Source organism: Acidovorax sp. (assembly GCF_034519795.1).
Lineage (GTDB): Bacteria > Pseudomonadota > Gammaproteobacteria > Burkholderiales > Burkholderiaceae_C > Acidovorax.
In genome coordinates this window covers 565,096-586,649 of the sequence record NZ_JAXHOB010000012.1, presented here as the reverse complement: position 1 = coordinate 586,649, position 21,554 = coordinate 565,096, and the positions used below count along the sequence as shown (strand labels likewise).

Here is a 21,554-nt window from a genome sequence, read left to right as displayed (position 1 = left end):
CGCTTGATCGGCTCTTTGGCAGGCGGCATGGTACGCAGATTCGCCCCGCAGGGGGCGAGGGGCATGGTCAGAATTCGGTTTGCGGGGTCATGCCGAGGTGGTAGGCTGGCCAGGTCATTGGACTAGTGCCTGGCCCGTCCCCCTGCCAACCTGCATACCCATGGAACCTGCCATCCACTTCCTCACGCGGCTCTTCGACGTCTCGCGGGAGCCCGAGAACCCCATCAACCCCATCCGGGGCCATTCCCTGCTCGAATGGCTGCGCACGCGCGTGCCCGCCCACCTGGACATGACCGACGCAGACGCCGAGGACTGGGGCTGGTACGCGCATGTGAGCTGGGAGGGCCGCACCTACATGGTCGGCGCCGCCGCCAATGAGAGCGAAGACGGCAAGCACGAATGGGTGCTGTCGCTGACCAAGCACCGCTCGCTCAAGGAGCGCGTGCTGGGCAAGGCGAAGATGGTCGGCGACGATCCGTGCCTGGTTTTTTTCCATGGGCTCATTGCACAGGAGCCGGGGTTCGAAGAGGTGTCGGTGGAGGGGGTTGGCGCGTAAGGGGCTTCCGGGCCAGGAACCAGATGAGACAACTGTCCTCTTCACTCACCCCCGCCTTCAAGATGGGCCCGATCACCCTGATCGGGGTGGGCTTGGTCATTTTGGTCACGCGCTCGATCACAGAAGGCGGCCTGTCCCTGCGCATCGTCCTGGAAGCCTGCGGTATCACGGTATTCACCTGGGTGGTGACCTGGCTGACCGCATCCGATCTGGCCGATGAGGTCTATGACGGGGGTGACCACCTGGTGATCAAGCGCGGCCGAACCACCGACAAGATACCCCTGTCCAATCTGCGCATGGTCGAGGGCACGAGAAATTCCAGCCCCGAAATCATGACGCTGCACTTCGTGCGGTCCACCGCTTTTGGCCGCAAGATCGGGCTCAGTCCCGCGGGCGGGCGGCTCAATCCGCTGCGAGAGCATCCGCTGGTCGAGAACCTGATGAACCGGGCCCATGCGGCCAGGCTATAGCGGGAGATATCCACCCATGCAATCCACCCCCGTCAACTCGTCCCAGGCACGGCCCCCCTCTGGTGGCTATTCCCAAGCGCTCGACGTGCAGGGCGCCACACGCTGGCTGGTCATCAGCGGGCAGATTCCGGTCGACCGGGACGGTGGGGTGCCCGAGAGCTTCGCCGAGCAGGCCGACCTGGTGTGGGCCAACATCCTGGCCCAGCTCGATGCCGCGGGCATGGGCGTGGCCAACCTGGTGAAGGTGACCACGTTTCTCTCATCGCGCCAGTACGCCCAGGAGAATGGCGAGGCGCGGCGGCGCGCGCTGGGCGGCCATGCGCCGGCGCTCACGGTCATCATCGCCGGTATCTACGACGAGGCGTGGTTGTTGGAGATCGAGGCCGTGGCGGCGGGGTGATCGGCCTTTCCGTGACGTGCATCGGGATCGAAGGTGTGCAGCGACATGTCTGAGGAGCCAGCCACCGGCTGGAGATCGCTGGACTGCGCAGTGACTTCGAAGAGTTCCACCGTATCCGATGCGCTTATTTCGGGTTCCATCCGGGAGCGCGACAGCTGAAACACCACGGCGGCCACGTACGTGACAAACGCTGACATGAGCGAGTGGTGGACAACCGCCAGCCAGTAGGCAACGGGGCTATCTATCCGGCCCGCCATCGCTTTGCTGCTTCTGGAAATCACGTTGATTTCGCCACTCCAGAGGCCGGTGGCCACCATGGAGATCAATCCGACAGCCAGGACCACGACGGGAACCAGCGCGGCACGGGCAAACCAATGCCCATACCGGTCCCACCAGGCGGTGGTCATCTGCAATTTTTTCATTCGCGCCTCGGACTCGGCGAAGGAGCGCTGCAGGCCGGCAAGCGATGCGTCGAGTTCCCGTTGCCTGGCCTCATTCAAGATCTGCCCACGCGAATGGGCGGCAATGCTTTTCAGCTGCGCTGGCGTGAGTTGAGGGCGAGGGCGGGGCATGGCGAAATTCTATGCACAGGGCACGGCCCAAGGCCCATGGCGAAAGGCCCTTGGCTGCGCAGTGCATTGCGGTGCTCTGGTTGCGAGGAGATCGTCTGCTGTGCTTACTTCCCGTCCGGAAACTGCTCCCAATGCACCTCCCCCTTGCGGCCGAAATAGCTCACATGCCGCCCTGCCAGCCACACCATGTAGCCCACACAGCCCGCTGCGCGTGAGAGCTCAAGGAACTCCGGGTACATCACCTCGCCGCGCTGCGCCCCCCGGATGGCGGCCTGCACCCCCGATGCGTCGAAGCCCTGTGCGATGGGCGTGGCAGGCGGATGCAGGGCCACGGCATGCGTCTCACCGCGGGGCAGGTAGTAGGTGGTCGCGTTGCTGCGGTAGTCGGCAAAATACGCCTCCACGCCGGCCTCGCTGAGGGCCTGCACGATGGCGCCGAAATGGGCCGTGCCGTCCTTGGAGGATTGGGCGCAGCGTTCGATGGTGGCGATGGTCGTTTCGTTCATGGGCATCTCGCTGTGATGGGTTCTCGGAATCAGCTGCGCGGCACTTCCTGCCACTGGTGCAGGCGCACCATCTCCTGCAGCAGGCGCGCGAGGCGCTGGCGCTCGGCCGCAGGCAGGTGGCCAAAGAACTGTTCGTCGTTGGCATCGGCCTTGGCGGCCAGCACGGGCACCAGGGCGCGGCCGGTGGGCGTGAGTGACAGGGTGTGGCTGCGCGCGTCCGTTGGCGCGCCCGCGCGCGCCACCAGGCCCTTGTCCTCCAGCCGGGCCACGACCTTGGAGACGGCGCCCTTGGTCATGCCCAGGGACTGGGTCAGCGTGGCGTGGGTGGCGGGGTTGTCGCCATCGTCCGCATCGAACAGCGTGCGCAGCGCCACCCAGTCGGTGACGGACACACCCGATGCATCCACCGCCTGCTGGAACCCGGCCGACACCTGATTGGAGACAAAACGCATCCAGTAGCCGAGGTGGGCTTCGAGCGGGCTGGGGTGGGGCGATGGGTTTTTCTTCATGCTTTGTTTCTGTGGAAACTATCTGTGGCTGAAATATAGTTTCTTGGGAAACAAATTGCAAGTGCCGCAGTCGTGTAGCCTGCCGCACCATGGATTCCCTGATCACCGCCGCCGCCCGTGCGCTTGCCGCCGGCGATGCGCTGGGCGCGCTGCAGCGGGTGGCCCTGCGCGATGACCCGCCTGCGCTGGCGCTGCGCGGCATTGCCATGGCGCAGCTGGGCGAGCACCCGCGTGCACGCGATCTGCTGCGCCGCGCGGCCAGGGGCTTTGGCGTGCACGAGGAACTGGCCCGCGCCCGCTGCGTGGTGGCCGAGGCCGAGGTGGCCCTGGCCCTGCGCGACCTGAACGGCCCGCCGCATGCCCTGGTGGCTGCGGCCTCTGCGCTTGCAGCCCGGGGCGACCGGGCCAATGCCCTGCAGGCCCGGCTCATCGCCGCGCGCCAGTGGCTGCTGATGGGCCGGCTGGGCGAGGCCGGCGCCCTGCTGGTCCCCATCGACCTGCGGGAGCCGGGCATGCCGCCCGCGCTGGCGGCCGTGGCGGGGCTCACGCTGGCCGAACTGGCCCTGCGCTCGCTGCGCGTGGCGGCGGCGCGCGATGCGCTGGCCCAGGCGCGCGAAGCGGCAGCGCGCGCCCGCGTGCCTGCGCTGCTGGCCGAGGTCGACGAGGCCCTGGCCGCGCTGCAGCGCCCCGCCGCGCGGCGCCTGCTGCCAGGCGATGGCGATGGCGGCGGTGTGGCGCGCGAGCAGTTGCTGCGGCTGGACGAAGTGGCGGCGCTGCTGGCCTCGGATGTGCTGGTGGTCGATGCCTGCCGGCACCGGCTGGGATCGGGATCGGTGGTGGAGGAAGAGGGGGAGGGCGGTGCGGCCCCCACCTGGCTGTCCCTCGCGCGCCGGCCCATTCTGTTCGCCCTGGCCTGCGATCTGGTCCAGGCCTGGCCCGGAGATGCCGAGCGCGACGCGCTGATCGCCAGCGCCTTTCGCACCCGCCACCCAGACGACACCCACCGCGCCCGGCTGCGCGTGGAGCTCGGCCGCCTGCGCGCATTGGTCAAGCCGTGGGCCCGCATCGAGGCCACGGCGCGCGGCTTTGCGCTGCGGCCCCTGGATGGGCGCTCCGTGGCGGTGCTGGCGCCGCCCATCGCGGGTGAGCAGGCCTCGCTGCTGGCCCTGCTGGCCGATGGTGCGGCGTGGTCCACCTCGGCCCTGGCGCTGGCGCTGGGCGACAGCCAGCGCACCGTGCAGCGCGCCCTGGCCGAGCTGCAGGCGCAGGGCCGTGTGCGCTCCATCGGCCAGGCGCGTGCGCAGCGCTGGCTGGCACCGCCCTTGGCCGGATTCACGCCAATCTTGTTACTCCCCGCTGCGCTGTCATTTGAATAGAGTTCACCCATCGACCCCCCGAGCCGGGGTCGAACCAACACGGAGCACTCCATGCCAATCACCACCTGCAGCCCCGACAGCGCCAGCCGCATTGCACCGACCGGTGTCCCCGCCCGCCCCGCCGAGATCGTGCGCGAGTACGGCCCCTTTGCCGGTGCCCGCACCGTGGCCGGCGTCACGCACGACGGCCAGCGCGTATGGGCCGCCACGGGCGCCAGCCTGGTCGCCTTCGACCCCGCCAGCGGCGAGACCACGCACACGCTGGGCGTTCCCTGCGATGCGGGCACCGCGTTCGACGGCAAGCACCTGTACCAGATTGCAGAGTCGCGCATCGACAAGATCGACCCGGCCACGGGCGCCGTGGTGGCCTCCATCCCCGCGCCGGGCAAGGGCGCCGACTCGGGCCTGACCTGGGCCGAGGGCAGCCTGTGGGTGGGCCAGTACCGCGACCGCAAGATCCACCAGATTGACCCCGCCACCGGGGCGATTCGCCGCACCATCGAATCCAACGCCTTCGTGACCGGCGTGACCTGGGTCGATGGCGAGCTGTGGCATGGCACCTGGGAGGGCGATGCCAGCGATATCCGCCGCATCGACCCCGCCAGCGGTGCCGTGATCGAGCGCCTGGAAATGCCGGCCGGCACGGGCGTGAGCGGGCTCGAATCCGACGGCGCCGGCCTGTTCTATGCCGGCGGCGGCGAAAGCGGGAAAGTCCGCGCAATTCGCCGCACCAAAGCGGCATAGCGCCCGGCGGGCCAGCCGCGGCCCGCTCTCCCCCATCTCACCCAAACCCCGTGCAGCAATTGCCCCATGTTGGGCAGTTGGAGCCGCGCATGGGCGCCTCGTCCCCAACCCTTCGAAGGAGCACCGCATGACCACCGCCACCCACAGCCCCTCACTCCACCACCCCATCGTCCCGCGCAGCCAATGGCTGGTCGCGCGCCAGGCCCTGCTGCTGCGCGAAAAGGAACTCTCGCGCCAGCAGGACCGTATCGCCGCCGAGCGCCGCGCGCTGCCCTGGGTGCGGGTGGACAAGCCCTACCTGTTCGACACCACCACCGGCCCGCGCACGCTGGCCGATCTGTTCGACGGGCGGCGCCAGCTGCTGGTGCAGCACTTCATGTTCGGCCCCGGCTGGGAGCAGGGCTGCCCGAGTTGTTCGTACATGGCCGACCACATCGACGGCATGAACATCCACCTCGCCAACCGCGACATCACGCTGGTGGTGGTCTCGCGCGCACCGCTCGCGCAGATCGAGCACTTTCGCCAGCGCATGGGCTGGCGCTTTCACTGGGTGTCATCGCACGGCAGCGACTTCAACCAAGACTATGGCGTGAGCTTCAGCACCGAGCAGGTGGCGCGCGGCGAGGTGCCCTACAACTACACGGTGCAGCCCTTTCCGGCCGAAGAGGCGCCCGGCATCAGCGTGTTCTACAAGGAGCCGGGCGAGGGCGCCGACGTGTTCCATACCTACTCGACCTACGGCCGCGGGGTCGAGGTGATGATGGGCGCCTACCCCCTGATCGACCTGACCCCCGCAGGCCGCAACGAGCGCAACCCCGAGTACACGATGGACTGGGTGCGCCACCACGACCGCTACGAAGGCGCCGTGCCATTCCAGCCCGCGCCATCGCCGCTGGCGGCAACGGTGACCGCTGCCGTGGCCACGGCCGGCGGCTGCTGCCACGCCCAGGCCTGAGGCAGGCCGGGAGCCCACGGATGGACACGCTGTGGCCCTGGCTCGCGATGGCCGGCACGGGCGCCCTGCATGGGCTCAACCCCGCCACCGGCTGGGCCTGCGCAGCCGCCTGGGGCCTGCGCTCTGGCGGCAGCCGGGCGCAGCCGCTGCGCGCGCTGCTGCCCATTGCGGTAGGGCATGCCGCATCGGTGGCACTGGTGGTGGCTGCGGTCATGTGGGGCTGGGCGCTGCCGCGCAGCGTGCTGCAGGCCGCAGCAGGCTGCCTGCTGGTGGCGGCGGTGGGGGTGTGCCTGTGGCGCCGTGCACCTTGCAAAGCCCGCACATTGGCCGGGCATGGGGGGCTGGTGCTGGGTGCGTTTCTCGGGTCCACGCTGCACGGCGCGGGGCTCATGCTGGTGCCGGCGCTGGCACCGCTGTGCCTGGGCAGCGGTGTGGTGGAGCAGGGCGCCGGTGCAGCGGGTCCACTGTGGTGGGCGCTTGCGGGGGTGGCGGTGCACATTGCGGCCATGCTCGCGGTCACAGGCCTGGTGGCCACGGGTGTGTGCCGCTGGGTGGCGCTGCGCCGGCGCACACCTGCCCAAGCCTAGCCCAAGCGCTTTTCCTGCCGCAGCTGCGCGCCAATGCGCCGGATCTCCGCCTCGCCCTGCGCCAACGCCTCACGGCTGGTGTGCACCGAGTAGCGGCCCATCACCAGCTCGTGCGGGTGCTTGGCGGCCGAGCCCAGCACGAAGTGCGTATCGCCCCGGGCCGTGAAGTCGATGGCGCCTTCCGACTCCTCGAACACCGCGAGCTCCCCGGTATCCACGGCGCCGCCCGCATCCAGCGCACCCGCTGCCACCGCCACCCATGCCACCGCGTGGCCTGCGGGCGGCACGTAGCGCCAGTGTTCGCCATCGCGCAACTGCACGGCCAGGTAGGTCATGGGCGAGGGTGCCTCGATGGGGCTCTGCGCCCCAGCATGGCTGCCCAGCAGCACGCGGGCCGGGCCGGCCTGCGGGATCTCCTGGCGCGCCAGGTACTGGCTGAGCGCGGGCGCATTCTCCAGCGCAGCGGGCAAGGCCACCCAGAGCTGAAAGCCCAGCGAAGGCGCATCGCCCACCGGCGCACCGGTATGCCACACGCCGTTGCCCGCGCGCATCCACTCCACGCTGCCGGCGTGCAATGTGCCGCTCTTGCCGGTAGTGTCCTCGTAGGACATGTCGCCCGCCATCAGGTAGGTCAGCGTGGCAATGCCCGAATGCGGGTGCATGCCAAAGCCGCGAAAGGCGGCAGGCGAGTCCGACGCGAACAGGTCCAGAAAGACGAAGGGCTTGATCCACTCGCCGACATCGCCAGGGCTCACGAGCCGCGTGATGGGGCCGTGCATGCTGCCGCGCGTGCGGTAGGCAATGGTGCGGGTCGCCGTGGTGGCAGGCGCTTCGGCCAGGTTCGTGCTCATACAGCCTCCCTTGCGGTCTTGAGCGCCTTGGCCCACCAGGCCATGTCGTCCAGCAAGCCCTTGGCCGACTGCGCCAGGTGCGGGTAGTCCTCGAAATTTTTGCCCTGCTGCCAGACCCCGAGGAATTCGACCATGCCCATGTGCACGGCATTGCGCACGGGGGCCATCTGCAGCTCGGTGGCCACCAGGCGCAGCTGCTCCACGGCGCGTGCCGCACCCACGCCGCCGTATCCCACAAAGCCGATGGGCTTGCGCGCGAACTCCTTGTACGCATAGTCGAATGCGTTCTTGAGCACCGCCGTGGGGCCGTGGTTGTACTCGGCGGTGATGACCACCAGCCCGTCCAGCCTGGCCAGCTTCTGCGCCCAGCGCTGCGCGGCCTCGTTCTTCACCGGCGCCCAGGCAGGCGACAGTGCCTCGTCGAAAAAGGGCATGGGGTAGTCGCGCAGATCGATGAGTTCGGCCGAGACATCGGTGCGCTGGCTGGCGATGCCGTGGAACCACTGCGCGGGCTTGTCGGCAAAGCGGCCCTCGCGGGTGGAGCCGATCACGATGCCGATGTGGGGCAATTGCGAAATTGTCATAGGTGGAAGTCCTTCCTGGCAGGGGTGGAGGGGCGATGTACCCCGATGCCCTGAAGATTAGGGCGGACCCCATTGGTTGACTAGATGGCACAATGGGATTGCACTCGTCCATTCATGCAAGGTATCCGTGACCACACCCGCGCTCGACCTCAACGATGTCGCCCTGTTCGTGCAGGTGGTGCGCAGCGGCAGCTTTGCCGAGGCCGCGCGGCGCCAGGGCCTGCCGCCCAACACCGTGAGCCGGCGCGTGCAGCAGCTCGAATCGCAGTTGGGCACGCGCCTGCTGCAGCGCTCCACCCGCAAGCTCACCCTCACCAGTGCGGGTGAGGCCTTCCACGAGCGCTGCGCGGGCGCCGTCGATGGCCTGCAGGAGGCCGGGCAGGAACTGCGCCTGGGCAGCGACGAGCCCACCGGTGGTGTGCGCGTGGCGGTGCCGGCAGATTTCTTCGACTTCTTTCCCATGGAGTGGATCGCCGCCTTCCTGGCCGAGCACCCGCGCGTGCGGCTCGACTTCGTGCTCAGCGATGGGCGCTCGGACCTGATCGCCGAGCGCATCGACGTGGCGTTTCGCGGCGGTGAGGTGGGCGACTCGGGCTACGTGGGCCGCCAGCTTTTTGCAGCCCGGGGCGACTGCCTGGTGGCCAGCCCCGCCTACCTGGCCGCGCGCGGCATGCCCGCCACGCTGGCCGACCTGGCCGGGCACGACGCCATCACGGCCAGCCATGCAGGCAGCAGCGGCACCTGGCGCCTGGTGGGGCCTGACGGCGCCGTGCACGAGGTGCAGCAGGCCAGCGGCCGCTTTGGCGCCAACACCGCCCAGGCCCTGCGCCGCGCTGCCGTGGCCGGCCTGGGCATTGCGCTGCTGCCCGCCGGCATGTCCCGGCTCGACGTGCAGGCAGGCCTGCTCGTGCCCGTGCTGCCCCAGTACCAGCGCAAGGGCCAGGGCCTCACCGTGCTGTACCCCAGCCGCCGCCACCTGCCGCTGGCCGTGTCGGCCTTCATCGCGCTGGTGGTGGACAAGCTCGGTGAGCTGGAGAGGACGCCCGAGGGGCGGTGCTGAAGGGTGAGGGCCGCTGCCTTACCAATTCGACGGTACGTATTTGTTGCCCGCCGCCTTATAGCGCTCGATCGCAGCCTGCAGCTGTTCCTGCTGCTGGCAGCCACTGGCGCCGCACTCGGTGGATAGCGTGGCCAGGCGCGCCTGCGCCTTGTCCAGGTCGCCCTTCATCAGGTAGAGCTCGCCCGAATACTCCAGCGCATTGCGGTGGCGCGGGTCGATGCGCAGCGCCTCGGCGTAATGCTTCTCGGCGGCGGCCAGGTCCGGGGCCTTGCTGCTGCGCAGCGTGTAGCCCATCAGGTTGTGCCAGTCGGCGCTGCCGGTGTCGTTGATGCGCTTGAGTTCTTCGAGCGCCGCCGGCCACTGCAGCGACCGGGTCAGGTAGCGTGCCTGGGCCAGCTTGTCTGCCGCCGGGGCGGGTGCGGGGGCCGCAGCGGGTACTGCGGCGGGTCGTGCCGGGAACACCGGCGGGTGGTCCGCCGCCTGGGCCGCCTGGGCGAACAGCAGCGCCAGCGTGGCGGCGGACAGGGTGAGCAATCTGGCGGTGGGGGAGATGGGGGCGGTGTGGGCAGTCATTGCGTTCTTCCTTCTTCAAATGGCGGTGAAACAAAAGGCACCGAAGCTACTTACGGCAGCGAAGGGCAGACGGATCCCCGGGATGCCAGGTTTTTTGCGTGCTGCCTCACCAGACCTTGACGCAGTGCCCGATGAGCGCGAACGGCCCCGAGGGCGCCCCCCCGGCCGGCACCGCTGCGGGCTCGAAGCTCACCGCCAACTGCGACACCGTGAAGAACAGCTTTTCCGACGTGTCGGGCAGGGCGATGCGGGCCGAGCCGCTGGCCGGCACCACGCCCACCGCCAGCGGTGCGCCGCCGTCCTTGGGCAGGGCCCACAGCTGGGCCACCTGCCCGGCTGGCACGGCCAGCGGCTGCAGCAGCTTGACCGTGAGCTGGCGCCCCTGGCGGCGCGAGCTGGCCACCAGCGTGGGCTTGCCGCCGGCATCGAGCAGCAGGCCCACATAGCTGGCGGGCAGCGCATCGGCCCGGGGCTCCAGGCCCAGCATGCCGGGCGCCACGCGCACCAGCACCGCGCACAGCAGCAGGCCGGCCAGCGCGCCGCTGATGGTGCGCCCCGACAGCAGCCCCCGAAGGGCCAGCAGCAGCCGCTGCCAGCCCGATGGCGCCTGCAGTGGCTGGGGCGTGCCGAACAGGCGCCGCTCGATCTGCTGCCAGCTCGCCTCGGGCGGCTGCTTGGGCACGGTGGACAGCTCCAGCACCGCCAGACGCTGGCGCCAGACATCCACCGCCATCGACGCAGCGGGCGACGACTGCAGCACGCGCTCGAAGCGGCGCCGCGCGGGGCCGGCCAACGTGCCCAGCGCGTATTCGCGGGCCAGCCGGTCCAGGCGTTCGGGCATCAGGTAGTTCATGGCTGCGTCACCCCCGCAGCTTCAAGGCAGGACTTGAGCTGCTCCAGCCCGCGCCGCACCCAGCCCTTGGCCGTGCCCAGCGGGGCATTGAGCACCTGGGCAATCTCGGTGTGCACCATGCCCCGGTAGTAGGCCAGCGCCAGCGCCTGGCGCTGCGCGGCCGGCAGCGCGCCCATGCAGCCGGCGATCTTCGCCTTCACCAGGCTGTCGTCCAGCAGTTGCTGGGGCTCGTGGGCGGCATCGGCGGCCAGCCTGTCCTGGGCGTCCGGGGCCTCCTCGCCCAGGTCGGTGGTCGCGGCCCGCTCGGCCTTGCGCGCGCGCAGCGCGTCGATGGCCTTGTTGCGCACGATGTTGATCATCCAGGTCATCGGCGCACCCGCAACCGGCCTGTACGCCGCCGCGTTGTGCCAGATGTTCACGTAGGCCTCTTGCAGCACGTCGTCTGCCCAGTTGTCATTCCTCAATATACGCAGCGCCACCGAAAACAGACTTCCGCAGGTGGCCTGGTACAGGGATTTGAACGCGGCGCGGTCCTGCAGGGCAACGCGCGCCATCAGTTCGGGCAGGGGGGTGTCTGGGGCCATGGGTGGAGCGTTGCGGGTGTTCCGGCGGAGGGCTGGTCTGGGCGCAGGATACCAGCGCGGCGGAGGGGTGCCGTCGGCAAGGCGCCGGCCCGCAAGCGGGGCGGTTCACCATTGCCGGGCCTAAAAAAGCCCGCACTCCATGGTGAAGTGCGGGCCAATGGGCTGTGTGTCTGCCCTCCCACCAGTCAGGGCAGCAGCGGGCATGACGCCGTCAGAAGTTGTGGCGCACCCCCATGGCGAACGAGCTGAAGTCGTTGCCGGCAGCCGACACGCCGTAGTTGGCGGCCTGGTTGTTGTTGATGCGGGTGTAGTAGGTGTAGATCTTGGTGCGCTTGCTCAGGTGGTAGTTGTAGCCCAGCGTGTACTGGGTGGCGGCCGTGTTGTCCACGCGCGAGTAGTCGCCGGCGCGGCCCACGTTCAGGTGGAACTCGGACACATCCACGATGTAGGCGGCCGACAGGCGCACATTGGTGCGGTTGCCACCGTTGGCGATGAAGGCGTTCTTGTCGCGCTGCACATAGGCGCCCAGCACGAATGGGCCGGTCGAGTACGAAGCGCGCACGGCAAACTGGCTCTGGTCATCGAGCTTGGAGTAGCCCGCACCCAGGCCCAGCGCGCCGATGGCGTAGTTGGCGGCCAGGTCGATGCTGTTCTTGCCGCCGGTGCCGCTGACGGCCTCGTGCATGGCCCAGCCGGCCTCGAACGTGGCGCCACCAAAGCTCGGGGTGCGGTAGGCGATCTTGTTCACGTCGCGGGCCGGGTAGGCATACAGCGCATCTGCCGACGAACCGGTGTCGTGGTTGTGGTTGCTGATGAAGTCCGCCGTGGCGTAGTACGACTCCGAGGTGAAATTGCCCAGGCGCACCATGCCGAAGCCGCCGGAGAGGTTCACCTCGCTCTGGCGCGCGAAGACACCGCGGGAGTCCGTGGCGCCGGTGCTGGAGTCAAAGCCGCTTTCCAGCTGGAAGCCAGCCATCAAGCCGCCGCCCAGGTCCTCCTGGCCCTTGAAGCCGAAGCGGGAGGAGTTGTTGAACAGCCCGGTCTTGGACACGTCGCCATCCTTCTGGCGCTCGAACGTGGTGTTGATCCGGCCATACAGGGTCACGCTGCTCTGGGCAAACGCAGCAGTCGTGCCCACCAGGGCCAGCGCTGCAATGGCGCAGCGATTCATCGTTTTCATTGGCAAGGTTCCCTCTATCAAATCGTGTTTGATGACAAATGTTCACAGGCCAGGCAATGCAGGTGTGCATTTCCTGGCCGTCCCTATCAGCAAGTTTGGTGCCGAGGACGTTGTGATCGTTGCAGGTTGCAACGAGGAGGGATGCTAGGGGCCCTTGCCACGGGCCGCCACAGGGGTAAGTACCGCTGGCCCACAGTGACAGTCATGTGACAGGCAATGTGGCACATGGCACCATGCCGCGGGCGGAAATGCGGTTATGCACCGCAATGACGCCATCTCGGACGCGGCCATGCACTTGGGTAGCGCATGCGCTGGTGGACCAGGCGCCCGCCACTACCCGCTCAGACCGGGATCCGCGCGATGACCTTGATCTCGAAGTCGAACCCTGCCAGCCAGGTCACCCCGAGCGCCGTCCAGTTGGGGTAGGGCGCGCTGGGGAAGACATCGTTCTTCACGGCCAGCACCGTCTCGAACTGGTTTTGCGGATCGGTATGGAAGGTGGTCACATCCACGATGTCATCAAGGCTGCAGCCGCCTGCCTTCAGCGTCGCCTGCAGGTTGGTGAAGGCCAAGCGCACCTGGGCCTCGAAATCGGGCTCGGGCGAGCCGTCACTGCGGCTGCCGACCTGGCCAGAGACGAACAGCAGATCGCCGGACTGGATGGCTGCCGAGTACCGGTGGTTGGCATACAGATCCTGGCGACCGGCGGGGAAAATGGTTTTGCTTTGGCTCATTGGGGGCTCCATGGGTGGGTGGGTGCAGCCACTGTAGCCCTGGCGATTGTTTGGATAAAGCCACCGCCTCCTGCATCACTGTTTGTAAAATAAGAACAATCTTTGGGAGAGCCCTGTGGACAGGTTTGACGGCATGCGGGCCTTTGTGCGGGTGGTCGAGTCGGGCAGCTTCACCAAGGCCGCCGACAACCTGGGCTGGAGCCGCACCACGGTGACCCAGCTGGTGCAGCAGCTGGAGGCGCGCCTGCAGCTCAAGCTGCTGCACCGCACGACCCGTCGGGTCAACGTCACCACCGACGGCGCCGTCTACTACGAGCGGGTGTTGCGCCTGCTGGCCGAGCTCGAAGACATCGAAGGCAATCTCCCGGGCGCCCCCACGGCCCCGCGCGGCCTGCTGCGCGTGGACGTGCCCAGCCCCCTGGCCAACATCCTTCTGGTGCCCGCGCTGCCCGCCTTCCACGCCCGCTTCCCCGACATCCAGCTCGACATGGGCGCCAGCGACCGCAAGGTCGACCTGATCGGCGACAACGTCGACTGCGTCGTGCGCGGCGGCGAGATCAAGGACCAAGGGCTGGTCGCGCGCCACGTGGGCGACCTGCAGCTGGGGGTGTATGCCGCGCCGGCCTACCTGGCACAGGCGGGCACGCCCGTGCACCCCGATGAACTGCGCGATCCGCGCCACCGCATCGTGCGCTACCGGTGGGACGGAGATCTGCCCTATGCCATGCGCAAAGGCCGCGAGACAGCCAAGGTCGGCGGGCGCTACGTGCTGGCCATCGACGACGGCAACACCTACCTCACTGCGGGCCTGTCCGGCCTGGGCGCGCTCTGGCTGCCCCACTACATGGCCCGGCAGCATGTCGCCAGCGGTGCGCTGGTGCCGCTGTTCACGGACTGGCGCATCGATGCCATGCCGCTGTATGTGGCCTACCCGCCCAATCGCTATGTGAGCAAGCAGCTGCGGGTGTTCATCGACTGGGTTGTGGAGCTGATGGCGGTGCATGCGCCGCGGGGCGGGTAGGGGGCACCGTTTTCGAAGCCGTTGGTGAGGCCATGGTTTTTGCAGGGGCGTGGGCAAGCACCGAAAGCATGGCGGTTTGGGTTGTGCCCATTGCTGCCGCTGCTACGATGACATTTATGGGTCGAGAAGCGGACCTTCATTTGAGGCATGTTTCATGCATCTAACTTTTGGCGAGAGCACCTCTGTAGAGAAGCTTATGCAGCGACTCATTTCTGCCGTGGTCCTGGGCCTCCCTCTGCTCGCTTGTGCAGGCGAGCTTTCTATATCCTGCATTGGTGAGGAGTCGGCTATCTGCCCGGTGGTTGTAGACGTGACATTGCGGCAGGAGAGGCTCACGGCGGAATTTCAGGTGGCCACTGCAGCAGGCGGAACTTCAACCACCACGCTAAATTTTTGCGGCTATGAGGGAAGCGCCGCGAACATCTATTACGGCGAATGGGTGGCCAACAATAAATGCGTAGTCGGTGGAAAGTTTCGTGTGCTCAACGGCGAGCTGACCAAGCAACAGTTGGCTGACGGCGTGATGAGATTTGAAATACACACTGTGATGGCCTACTGCGACAACTCAACGGGATCTGCACGATGCGCTCTTGTGACTAGATGAACGATAAGAGCATTTTTGTGATATGTAGCTGGTTGCTCCACGCCCAGTCCAGTCAGCCATTGTTGATGTGTACGACTTTTCAGGGCCCTTTGCGGTCTTTGGGGAATGAACGGCGATCTTGGTGATGTGTCCGGATTTGGTCGGGTTTGTCGGATCTGTGTTACTCGCTCACCCATCACCAGTATGAGCCAACTGGTAGATTTCAAAAATTTTTCGGAGGCGGCACGCGACTTTGTTCAACGACGGGCGTTGTGGGTATGCGGTGTTTTGCCGGTTTAAATCAAGGTTAGGCCCAAAACGAGCATCCATCATGCGCCTGGCAATACTGACTGGTGGCTCCAAGGGACTTGGCCTCGCGCTCTGCGAGGCGCTTGCTGGGCGCGGCTACCGCGTCCTTGAGTTTTCTCGCAGCGCTCCTCACCCCTATTCGGTGAGAGTAGATCTTTCCTCCCCGAGTGGCAGCCATCAAATCGTAGCTGCCGCACTCGCCTCGCTTGGCGGCGGACACATCGAAGAACTGCTGGTCATCAACAATGCCGGAACTCTCGACCCGATCGGTCCGGCCTCTCGCAAACAGCGAGACGCAATACTGGGCAATCTGAATACGAACTTCACGTCCGCGATCCTCGTCCTGACAGAAATCGTGGCTCACTTCCAAGCTACCAGATGCCGCAAGGTACTGGCCAATATTTCGTCTGGAGCAGCACAGAAAGGCTACGCGGGCTGGTCGCTGTACTGTGCAGCGAAAGCGGGCATGGAGAACTACATCCGCGCACTGGCGCTTGAGCAGCAGGCCGAGCCTCACCCCTTCATTCCAGTCAACATTGACCCTGGGGTGATCGACACCGACATGCAAGCCCTGATCCGTGGTTCGTCAGCGTCCGATTTCCCGGAGATCGAGCGCTTTATCAAGCGAAAGGAGCAAGGCGCACTCGTGTCGCCCGCGATAGTCGCCGCTGCTGCCTGTCGTATCCTCGAACTGCCATCGCTCTCCTATGGGGCGCGCTATGACGTTGGTGACCATGGGGCCTGACCCAAGAACCTCCGCATCGGAAGCACCCCTGCGGCCTCTCCTTGCCGGTTGCCGTCAGCGTAGCAGCGGCTGAATGGGGCCCTTGGCGGCCCAAAGCAGCGGTCGAACAGCTGATGCTGGTCTCATCCAGCCTTGCAACTGCATCAGCGACACCCGAAGTCCTCGCCGGCATGCTCAGCGCAGCGCGCAGGCAGTGTCCAGGCCGCTACCGGGCCTTGCAACGGCCTGCGCAAAGATTGCACCGGGGCGCAGGCATGCGCGTGCTGCGCGATGCCGACACCTGCTCAAGCCTTCACTTCGACCACCTGTTCAAAGCCGCCGAAGATCATGCGCTTGCCGTCGAAGGGCATGGGCGGGTTGCCGGGGGCGGACGGGTCCATGCGCGGGTCTTCCATCATCTTCTTCATGCCCGCGTCGCGTGTGGCCTTGTCCGGCCATTCGACCCACGAAAACGCCACCGTTTCCTCGGCCGTGGCCTGGACCGCGCGGCGGAAATCGGTGACCTTGCCGTCGGGGACGTCATCGCCCCAGCCCTCGATCACCCGGATGGCGCCCAGCTCAAGGAAGATCGGGTCGAGCTTGCGCGCGTGCTCGATGAATTGTTGCTTGTTGGCGGTGGGTACTGCAATCACGAAACCGTCGATGTAAGACATGTCTTGACTCCTGTTGGGTTGACGACCATTCGGCGTGCCCGCCTGTGGGCACCCCGTCATCACACGACGAACGACAGTACGCCCAATCGACATGAGGCGCCTGGAAAGACATGTTTTTTTACCAGTGGCTAGTGCGACGACACTGCAGGACGCCTGCTGCGTCCGCTGCCGTTGCGCTCTCGGCAAGGTGTCCATGGTCCGCGAGCAACTCCATCGTCGCCGAGACCCGGTCTCTCATACGGATTTGCATTCGATCGTATAGCTAGACGGGAGCCGCAGACAATGCTGTAGCACGGCAAGGCGAACCAACGACGTTATACGGTCGAAGGCAAATCCGTATCAGTGTCCCGCAGCCCCGTGCGCCGTCCACCCCTTGGCCACGCACTCCGCATCGAACTGCTTTGCCAGGTCGGCCAGCGCAATCGACCCCAGCCGCGCGATCAGCAGCGCCTCGGCCTGGCGCAGGGCGTCGTCCAGGGCGGCATTGACCACGCGCTCCACCGCGCATTCGGGGTTGTCGCTGCCGTTGCCGATGGCAAACAGGTGCGGCCCGCCCACGGCGTTGTGGATGTCGAGCAGCGTCACCTTCGCCAGGTCGCAGGCAATGGTCCAGCCACCGCCATGGCCTTTTTCTGAGCGCACATAGCCCGCATCGCGCAGGCCCGCCATCGTGCGGCGCACCACCACGGGGTTGGTCTGCAGCATGGCGGCGATCTGTTCGGAGGTGAAGGGCGCATCGTGCCGCGCCATGTGCAGCAGCACGTGGAGCATTCGGGACAAGCGGCTATCACTGCGCATAAGGGTGGGTCCAGTCCTGGTGTGGTCTTGAATCATTGTAAGTTGCATGAATTGGCGTGCAGGGCTATCATGAAACTTCAAAAGTATCATGAACCAAAAGGAACCCAACATGCACTACGACGCCATCGTGATCGGCGGCAGCTATGCCGGCCTGGCCGCCGCAACCCAACTGGCGCGGGCGCGCCGCCGCGTGCTGGTGGTGGACGCAGGCCAGCGCCGCAACCGCTTTGCCGAGCACTCGCACGGCTTTCTCACGCAAGATGGCACGCCCGCGGCCGACATCGCGGCCCAGGGGCGCGCGCAGCTCATGGCCTACCCGACGGTGCAATGGCGCGAGGGCCAGGTGACGGCTGCCGAACGGGCAGGGCAGGGCTTTCGCGTCGAGGTGGATGGCTTGCCTGATGCCATCGAAGCCCGCCGCCTGGTGCTGGCCACCGGCGTCATCGACCACCTGCCCGAGGTGCCCGGTCTGGCCGAGCGCTGGGGCCGCCACGTGTTCCACTGCCCGTACTGCCACGGCTACGAGCTGAACCAGGGCCGCATCGGCGCCCTGGGCGTGTCGCCGTTTTCCATGCATGTCGCGCTGATGCTGCCCGACTGGGGCCAGGCCACCTTCTTCCTGAACGGCGCCTTCGAGCCCGATGCCGACCAACTGGCGCAGCTGCAGGCGCGCGGCGTGGTGCTGGAGCGGGGGCTCATCGATCGCATCGAAGGCGCCATGGACATCGTGATGCGTGACGGCCGCGTGATCGCGCAAGACGGCCTGTTCACCCTGACCCGCGTGGAAGTGGCCAGCCCCATTGCCCAGGCCCTGGGCTGCGAGTTCGAAGACGGGCCCCTGGGCCGCACCATCAAGACCGACGCCATGAAGGCCACCACCGTGCCCGGCGTGTACGCCTGCGGCGATGCGGCGCGCCAGGGCGGCTCGCTGCCCCTGGTGGTGGGCGACGGCACGATGGCGGGCGCGGCCACGCACCAATCGCTGATCTTTGGCGGGCACTGAAAGGGCGTTTCTGTGATCAGATGAAACCAATTGGTCTTATTAAAACCAATTGGTAGAAATAATTACCAAACGGTCATACAATGATTTCGCGCCCATCTTGGCGTGTGAGTTCCATCCCCCTATCGAGGAATGAAATCATGAAGAAGACCCTGGTTGCTCTGGCCCTTACCGCAGGCGCCACCTTCAGCGCAATGGCGCAAGACATCGTCGACACCGCCGTGAAGGCCGGTAACTTCAAGACCCTGGTGGCTGCAGTGCAGGCTGCCGGCCTGGTGGACACGCTCAAGGGCCCCGGCCCGTTCACCGTGTTCGCGCCCACCGATGAAGCCTTTGCCAAGATCCCCAAGGCCACGCTCGACGGCCTGCTCAAGGACAAGGCCGCGCTCACCAAGGTGCTCACCTACCACGTGGTGCCCGGCAAGGTCATGGCCAAGGACGTCAAGGCCGGCAAGGTCAAGACCGTGCAGGGCCAGGAGATCACCGTGTCCACCACCATGGGCGTGATGGTCGACCAGTCCAAGGTCATCGCCACCGACGTCGCCGCCAGCAACGGCGTGATCCATGCCATCGACACGGTGCTGATGCCCAAGTAAGCAGCCCACGGTTTGCGCGCCTGCCCGTGCAAAGCTGCCGGGTGGCGCAGATTCAAGGGGGCTTGTCCGGCATGTCCCCTGTCTTTTCATCCACTGTCTGACAGCGAGGAGAGATTCCCATGAACACTGCATTCAACCGCCGTACCGTCCTTCTGGCCGCCGCCCTGGGGGCCAGCACCACCGTGCTCCAGGCCTGCGGGGGCAGCGACGACGAACCCCAGCGCAACATCGTCGAACTGGCGCAGAACACCCCGGAACTGAGCATCCTGGTCGAGGCCGTGGTGGCCGCCGGGCTGGCGCCCACGCTGAGCACGGGCAGCCTCACCGTGTTTGCCCCCACCAACGCCGCCTTTGCCGCGCTGCTGGCCGAGCTGGGCCTGACCAAAGAGGCGCTGCTGGCCAACAAGCCCCTGCTCACCGCCGTGCTCACCTACCACGTGCTGGGCAGCCGGGTGGTGCGCGCCGATGTGCCTCTGGGCAAGGCCATCACCCCGGTGTCGGGTGGCTTCTTCAAGATCGAGTCTGCCAACGGCCTCAAGATCACCGATGGCCGCAACCGCGTCACCACCATCACCAGCACCGACATCCAGGCCAGCAACGGCGTGGTGCACCTGGTGGACCGCGTGCTGCTGCCGGCGGACAAGGACATCGTGGCCACCGCCATGGCCGTGCCCGACTTCAGCATCCTCGTCGAGGCCGTGGCTGCCGCCGGCCTGGTGGCCACCCTGCAAGGCCCTGGCCCATTCACCGTGTTCGCCCCTACCAATGCCGCCTTTGCGGCGCTGCTGGCCGAGCTGGGCCTGACCAAGGAGGCGTTGCTTGCCAACACCGCCTTGCTGACCCGCGTGCTCACCTACCATGTGGTGCCGGCGCGGGTGCTGAAGGCCGAGGTGCCCGTCAACACCGCCATCGCCACCGTGCAGGGCCAGAGCTTCACGGTCAACCCCAGCCTCGTGATCACCGACCAGAGCCTGCGCACCAGCCGCATCACCGGCACCGATGTGTTTGCCAGCAATGGTGTGGTGCATACGGTGGACCGGGTGCTCTTGCCCAAGTAGGCTGGCCGCACCCTCTGCGCAGTTCCTCAGAAACCTGCCGGCTTCTGGGGGCTGCAACGGCTTTTTTGAGTTCATCGCCCATGTCCACCACCGCATCCCCCTGGCTTCGCCGCGCCGCACTGGTCTTGCTGGCCTCCACGGCACTGGCCCTGGCCGCCTGTTCATCCACCGCCCCGCCGCCTGGCATCACCCCCGTCACGCCGTTTGACCTGGCGCGCTACGAGGGCCGCTGGTACGAGGTGGCGCGGCTCGACCATTCCTTCGAGCGCGGCATGACGGACGTGAGCGCCACGTACCAGCGCCAGGCGGATGGCAGCGTGCGCGTGCTCAACCGGGGCTTTGACACCACCAAGGGCAGCCAGGGCGGCGAATGGCGCCAGGCCGTGGGCAAGGCGCTGTTCACGGGCGATGCGCAGACCGCCTCGCTCAAGGTGTCGTTCTTCGGGCCGTTCTACGGCGGCTACCACGTCGCCGCGCTCGACGCCGACTACGGCTGGGCCCTGGTGGTGGGGCCCGACCGCAGCTACTGTTGGATCCTGTCGCGCAGCAAGCAACTGGCCCCGGGTGTGCGCGAGCAGCTCATCGCCCGCGCCAGCGCGCTGGGCATCGACACCCAGGCGCTGATCTGGGTGAGCCAGCAACGCACCGACCCGCAGCCATGAGCGCAGCGCCCCACACCCGCCTGCAGATTGCCGTGGTCGGCGCCGGCCTGGCCGGCCTGTCGTGCGCGCAGGCACTGCTGCAAGCCGGCCACGCCGTGCATCTGCTGGACAAGAGCCGGGGCCCCTCGGGCCGCATGGCCACAAGGCGGGCGCAAGACGAGGCCACCGGTGCCTGGCAGTGCGACCATGGGGCCCAGTATTTCACCGCACGCGACCCGGCCTTTCGCGCCGAGGTGGCGCGCTGGCAGGCGGCCGGCGTGGCCGCGCCATGGCCTGCACGCCTGGCCAGCTTTGACGGCACGGCCTGGACCACGCCGCACACCCCGCTGGAGCGCTTTGTGGGCACACCGCGCATGACCGCGCCGGCCGCCTGGCTGGTGCAGGGCCTGGGCGACCACGCGGCCACGCAGTGGCAGACCACCGTGCAGCGGCTGCAGCACACCGGCGACGGCTGGGCCATCACCTCGGCAGAGCTGGGCCTGCATGCGGCGCGCTACGACCGCGTGGTGCTCGCCATGCCCGCGCCGCAGGCCGCGGCGCTGCTCGCGCCCGTGGCGCCCGATGGCGCAGCGCTGGCCGCCAGCGCCCGCATGCGCGGCAGCTGGTCGCTGATGCTGCGCTATGCCGCACCTGTGGCCTTACCCTGGGATGGCGCCTTCATCAACGCCGGCCCGCTGCGCTGGGTGGCGCGCGACAGCAGCAAGCCCGGCCGCACCGGGCCCGAGACCTGGCTGCTGCACGCCAGCCCCGAGTGGAGCGAGGCGCACATCGAAGACAGCGCCGAGTCGGTCACCGCCGCCCTGCTGGCCGCGTTCGCTGCACTGAGCGGGCCGCCGCCCGTGGCCGCCACGGCCCACCGCTGGCGCTATGCCGACACCGAGCCCGCGCTGCACCAGGGCTGCTGGTGGAGCCGCGCCCTGGGCCTGGGTGTTTGCGGCGACTGGCTGCACGGCGGCAAGGTCGAAGGCGCCTGGCTCAGCGGCCGCGCGCTGGCGCACCAGATGCTGCGGCCCGCCTGACCGGCCCACGCCACCG

At 67.4% G+C, this 21,554-nt stretch carries 28 protein-coding genes; 16 read left to right on the top strand and 12 right to left on the bottom strand.

The features are described 5' to 3' along the window. Positions 1-160 precede the first annotated feature (160 nt). Genes U5N23_RS16320 through U5N23_RS16310 form a run of 3 tightly spaced genes read left to right on the top strand, consistent with a single transcriptional unit; the run spans position 161 to position 1,426 of the window. A complete protein-coding gene (locus U5N23_RS16320) occupies positions 161-556 on the top strand; it encodes a hypothetical protein (protein ID WP_322593828.1) in 396 nt (131 codons plus the stop codon). Positions 557-579: 23 nt separating this feature from the next. Beyond that, positions 580-1,026 (top strand): hypothetical protein, encoded by a 447-nt coding sequence (locus tag U5N23_RS16315; RefSeq protein WP_322593827.1) that lies wholly within the window; start codon positions 580-582, stop codon positions 1,024-1,026. A 16-nt stretch (positions 1,027-1,042) separates the two neighbouring features. Further along, complete coding sequence (locus U5N23_RS16310) at positions 1,043-1,426, top strand: RidA family protein (RefSeq protein WP_322593826.1); 384 nt, start codon at positions 1,043-1,045, stop codon at positions 1,424-1,426. Here U5N23_RS16310 and U5N23_RS16305 read toward each other — a convergent pair. The 3 genes from U5N23_RS16305 to U5N23_RS16295 all read right to left on the bottom strand — a co-directional run bounded on the left by U5N23_RS16305 (position 1,378) and on the right by U5N23_RS16295 (position 3,013). Further along, a complete protein-coding gene (locus U5N23_RS16305; RefSeq protein WP_322593825.1) occupies positions 1,378-1,998 on the bottom strand; it encodes a hypothetical protein in 621 nt (206 codons plus the stop codon). The two genes, U5N23_RS16310 and U5N23_RS16305, sit on opposite strands and share 49 nt — an antisense overlap. A gap of 104 nt (positions 1,999-2,102) precedes the next feature. Further along, positions 2,103-2,504: a DUF1398 domain-containing protein gene (locus tag U5N23_RS16300; protein WP_322593824.1), complete on the bottom strand. Its 402-nt coding sequence runs from the start codon at positions 2,502-2,504 to the stop codon at positions 2,103-2,105. Positions 2,505-2,533: 29 nt separating this feature from the next. Further along, a complete protein-coding gene (locus tag U5N23_RS16295; RefSeq protein WP_322593823.1) occupies positions 2,534-3,013 on the bottom strand; it encodes a MarR family winged helix-turn-helix transcriptional regulator in 480 nt (159 codons plus the stop codon). A gap of 89 nt (positions 3,014-3,102) precedes the next feature. Between U5N23_RS16295 and U5N23_RS16290 the strand changes: the two genes are divergently transcribed. The 4 genes from U5N23_RS16290 to U5N23_RS16275 all read left to right on the top strand — a co-directional run bounded on the left by U5N23_RS16290 (position 3,103) and on the right by U5N23_RS16275 (position 6,675). After that, complete coding sequence (locus tag U5N23_RS16290) at positions 3,103-4,389, top strand: helix-turn-helix domain-containing protein (RefSeq protein ID WP_322593822.1); 1,287 nt, start codon at positions 3,103-3,105, stop codon at positions 4,387-4,389. A gap of 51 nt (positions 4,390-4,440) precedes the next feature. Next, the gene (locus U5N23_RS16285; RefSeq protein ID WP_322593821.1) at positions 4,441-5,133 is read left to right on the top strand and encodes a hypothetical protein; all 693 of its coding nucleotides are present in this window, start codon (positions 4,441-4,443) and stop codon (positions 5,131-5,133) included. A gap of 127 nt (positions 5,134-5,260) precedes the next feature. Beyond that, positions 5,261-6,088, top strand: coding sequence for a thioredoxin family protein (locus U5N23_RS16280; RefSeq protein WP_322593820.1), 828 nt, complete (start codon positions 5,261-5,263; stop codon positions 6,086-6,088). Between the two features lie 20 nt (positions 6,089-6,108). After that, complete coding sequence (locus U5N23_RS16275) at positions 6,109-6,675, top strand: hypothetical protein (protein WP_322593819.1); 567 nt, start codon at positions 6,109-6,111, stop codon at positions 6,673-6,675. On the opposite strand, the gene U5N23_RS16270 is transcribed toward U5N23_RS16275, so the two are convergent. Continuing rightward, a complete protein-coding gene (locus tag U5N23_RS16270) occupies positions 6,672-7,526 on the bottom strand; it encodes a pirin family protein (RefSeq protein WP_322593818.1) in 855 nt (284 codons plus the stop codon). The two genes, U5N23_RS16275 and U5N23_RS16270, sit on opposite strands and share 4 nt — an antisense overlap. Next, a complete protein-coding gene (locus U5N23_RS16265) occupies positions 7,523-8,110 on the bottom strand; it encodes an NAD(P)H-dependent oxidoreductase (protein WP_322593817.1) in 588 nt (195 codons plus the stop codon). The genes U5N23_RS16270 and U5N23_RS16265 overlap by 4 nt, the downstream gene beginning before the upstream one ends. Positions 8,111-8,237: 127 nt before the next feature. Here U5N23_RS16265 and U5N23_RS16260 point away from each other — a divergent pair, with 127 nt between their 5' ends. Beyond that, positions 8,238-9,170, top strand: coding sequence for a LysR family transcriptional regulator (locus tag U5N23_RS16260; protein WP_322593816.1), 933 nt, complete (start codon positions 8,238-8,240; stop codon positions 9,168-9,170). A gap of 18 nt (positions 9,171-9,188) precedes the next feature. Here U5N23_RS16260 and U5N23_RS16255 read toward each other — a convergent pair whose 3' ends face one another. From U5N23_RS16255 to U5N23_RS16235, 5 genes are all read right to left on the bottom strand, one after another. Next, on the bottom strand, positions 9,189-9,743 hold the full coding sequence (locus tag U5N23_RS16255; RefSeq protein WP_322593815.1) for a tetratricopeptide repeat protein: 555 nt from the start codon (positions 9,741-9,743) through the stop codon (positions 9,189-9,191). Between the two features lie 106 nt (positions 9,744-9,849). Further along, on the bottom strand, positions 9,850-10,596 hold the full coding sequence (locus U5N23_RS16250) for an anti-sigma factor domain-containing protein (RefSeq protein WP_322593814.1): 747 nt from the start codon (positions 10,594-10,596) through the stop codon (positions 9,850-9,852). After that, complete coding sequence (locus tag U5N23_RS16245) at positions 10,593-11,180, bottom strand: sigma-70 family RNA polymerase sigma factor (RefSeq protein ID WP_322593813.1); 588 nt, start codon at positions 11,178-11,180, stop codon at positions 10,593-10,595. The genes U5N23_RS16250 and U5N23_RS16245 overlap by 4 nt, the downstream gene beginning before the upstream one ends. A gap of 211 nt (positions 11,181-11,391) precedes the next feature. After that, positions 11,392-12,360, bottom strand: a complete 969-nt coding sequence (locus U5N23_RS16240) for a porin (protein WP_322593812.1) — start codon at positions 12,358-12,360, stop codon at positions 11,392-11,394. 341 nt (positions 12,361-12,701) lie between these two features. Continuing rightward, positions 12,702-13,094 carry a RidA family protein gene (locus U5N23_RS16235; protein WP_322593811.1) on the bottom strand — a complete coding sequence of 131 codons (393 nt, stop codon included), beginning with the start codon at positions 13,092-13,094 and terminating at the stop codon, positions 12,702-12,704. Positions 13,095-13,209: 115 nt separating this feature from the next. Between U5N23_RS16235 and U5N23_RS16230 the strand changes: the two genes are divergently transcribed. The 3 genes from U5N23_RS16230 (at position 13,210) to U5N23_RS16220 (ending at position 15,752) form a co-directional block, all read left to right on the top strand. Next, entirely contained in the window at positions 13,210-14,115 is a 906-nt protein-coding gene (locus U5N23_RS16230) for a LysR family transcriptional regulator (RefSeq protein ID WP_322593810.1), read from the top strand. A 196-nt stretch (positions 14,116-14,311) separates the two neighbouring features. After that, positions 14,312-14,719, top strand: a complete 408-nt coding sequence (locus U5N23_RS16225; protein WP_322593809.1) for a hypothetical protein — start codon at positions 14,312-14,314, stop codon at positions 14,717-14,719. 310 nt (positions 14,720-15,029) lie between these two features. Then, entirely contained in the window at positions 15,030-15,752 is a 723-nt protein-coding gene (locus U5N23_RS16220) for an SDR family NAD(P)-dependent oxidoreductase (RefSeq protein WP_322593808.1), read from the top strand. A gap of 284 nt (positions 15,753-16,036) precedes the next feature. On the opposite strand, the gene U5N23_RS16215 is transcribed toward U5N23_RS16220, so the two are convergent. Then, positions 16,037-16,405 carry a DUF1428 domain-containing protein gene (locus U5N23_RS16215; RefSeq protein ID WP_322593807.1) on the bottom strand — a complete coding sequence of 123 codons (369 nt, stop codon included), beginning with the start codon at positions 16,403-16,405 and terminating at the stop codon, positions 16,037-16,039. A 339-nt stretch (positions 16,406-16,744) separates the two neighbouring features. Next, positions 16,745-17,203 carry an Rrf2 family transcriptional regulator gene (locus U5N23_RS16210; protein WP_322593806.1) on the bottom strand — a complete coding sequence of 153 codons (459 nt, stop codon included), beginning with the start codon at positions 17,201-17,203 and terminating at the stop codon, positions 16,745-16,747. 109 nt (positions 17,204-17,312) lie between these two features. Here U5N23_RS16210 and U5N23_RS16205 point away from each other — a divergent pair, with 109 nt between their 5' ends. The 5 genes from U5N23_RS16205 to U5N23_RS16185 all read left to right on the top strand — a co-directional run bounded on the left by U5N23_RS16205 (position 17,313) and on the right by U5N23_RS16185 (position 21,538). Continuing rightward, positions 17,313-18,206 (top strand): NAD(P)/FAD-dependent oxidoreductase, encoded by an 894-nt coding sequence (locus tag U5N23_RS16205; protein WP_322593805.1) that lies wholly within the window; start codon positions 17,313-17,315, stop codon positions 18,204-18,206. A 137-nt stretch (positions 18,207-18,343) separates the two neighbouring features. Continuing rightward, a complete protein-coding gene (locus tag U5N23_RS16200) occupies positions 18,344-18,799 on the top strand; it encodes a fasciclin domain-containing protein (RefSeq protein ID WP_322593804.1) in 456 nt (151 codons plus the stop codon). A 119-nt stretch (positions 18,800-18,918) separates the two neighbouring features. Beyond that, the gene (locus U5N23_RS16195; protein WP_322593803.1) at positions 18,919-19,857 is read left to right on the top strand and encodes a fasciclin domain-containing protein; all 939 of its coding nucleotides are present in this window, start codon (positions 18,919-18,921) and stop codon (positions 19,855-19,857) included. Between the two features lie 80 nt (positions 19,858-19,937). Beyond that, positions 19,938-20,519, top strand: coding sequence for a lipocalin family protein (locus U5N23_RS16190; RefSeq protein ID WP_322593802.1), 582 nt, complete (start codon positions 19,938-19,940; stop codon positions 20,517-20,519). Continuing rightward, positions 20,516-21,538, top strand: coding sequence for an NAD(P)/FAD-dependent oxidoreductase (locus U5N23_RS16185; protein ID WP_322593801.1), 1,023 nt, complete (start codon positions 20,516-20,518; stop codon positions 21,536-21,538). The genes U5N23_RS16190 and U5N23_RS16185 overlap by 4 nt, the downstream gene beginning before the upstream one ends. Positions 21,539-21,554: the final 16 nt, after the last annotated feature.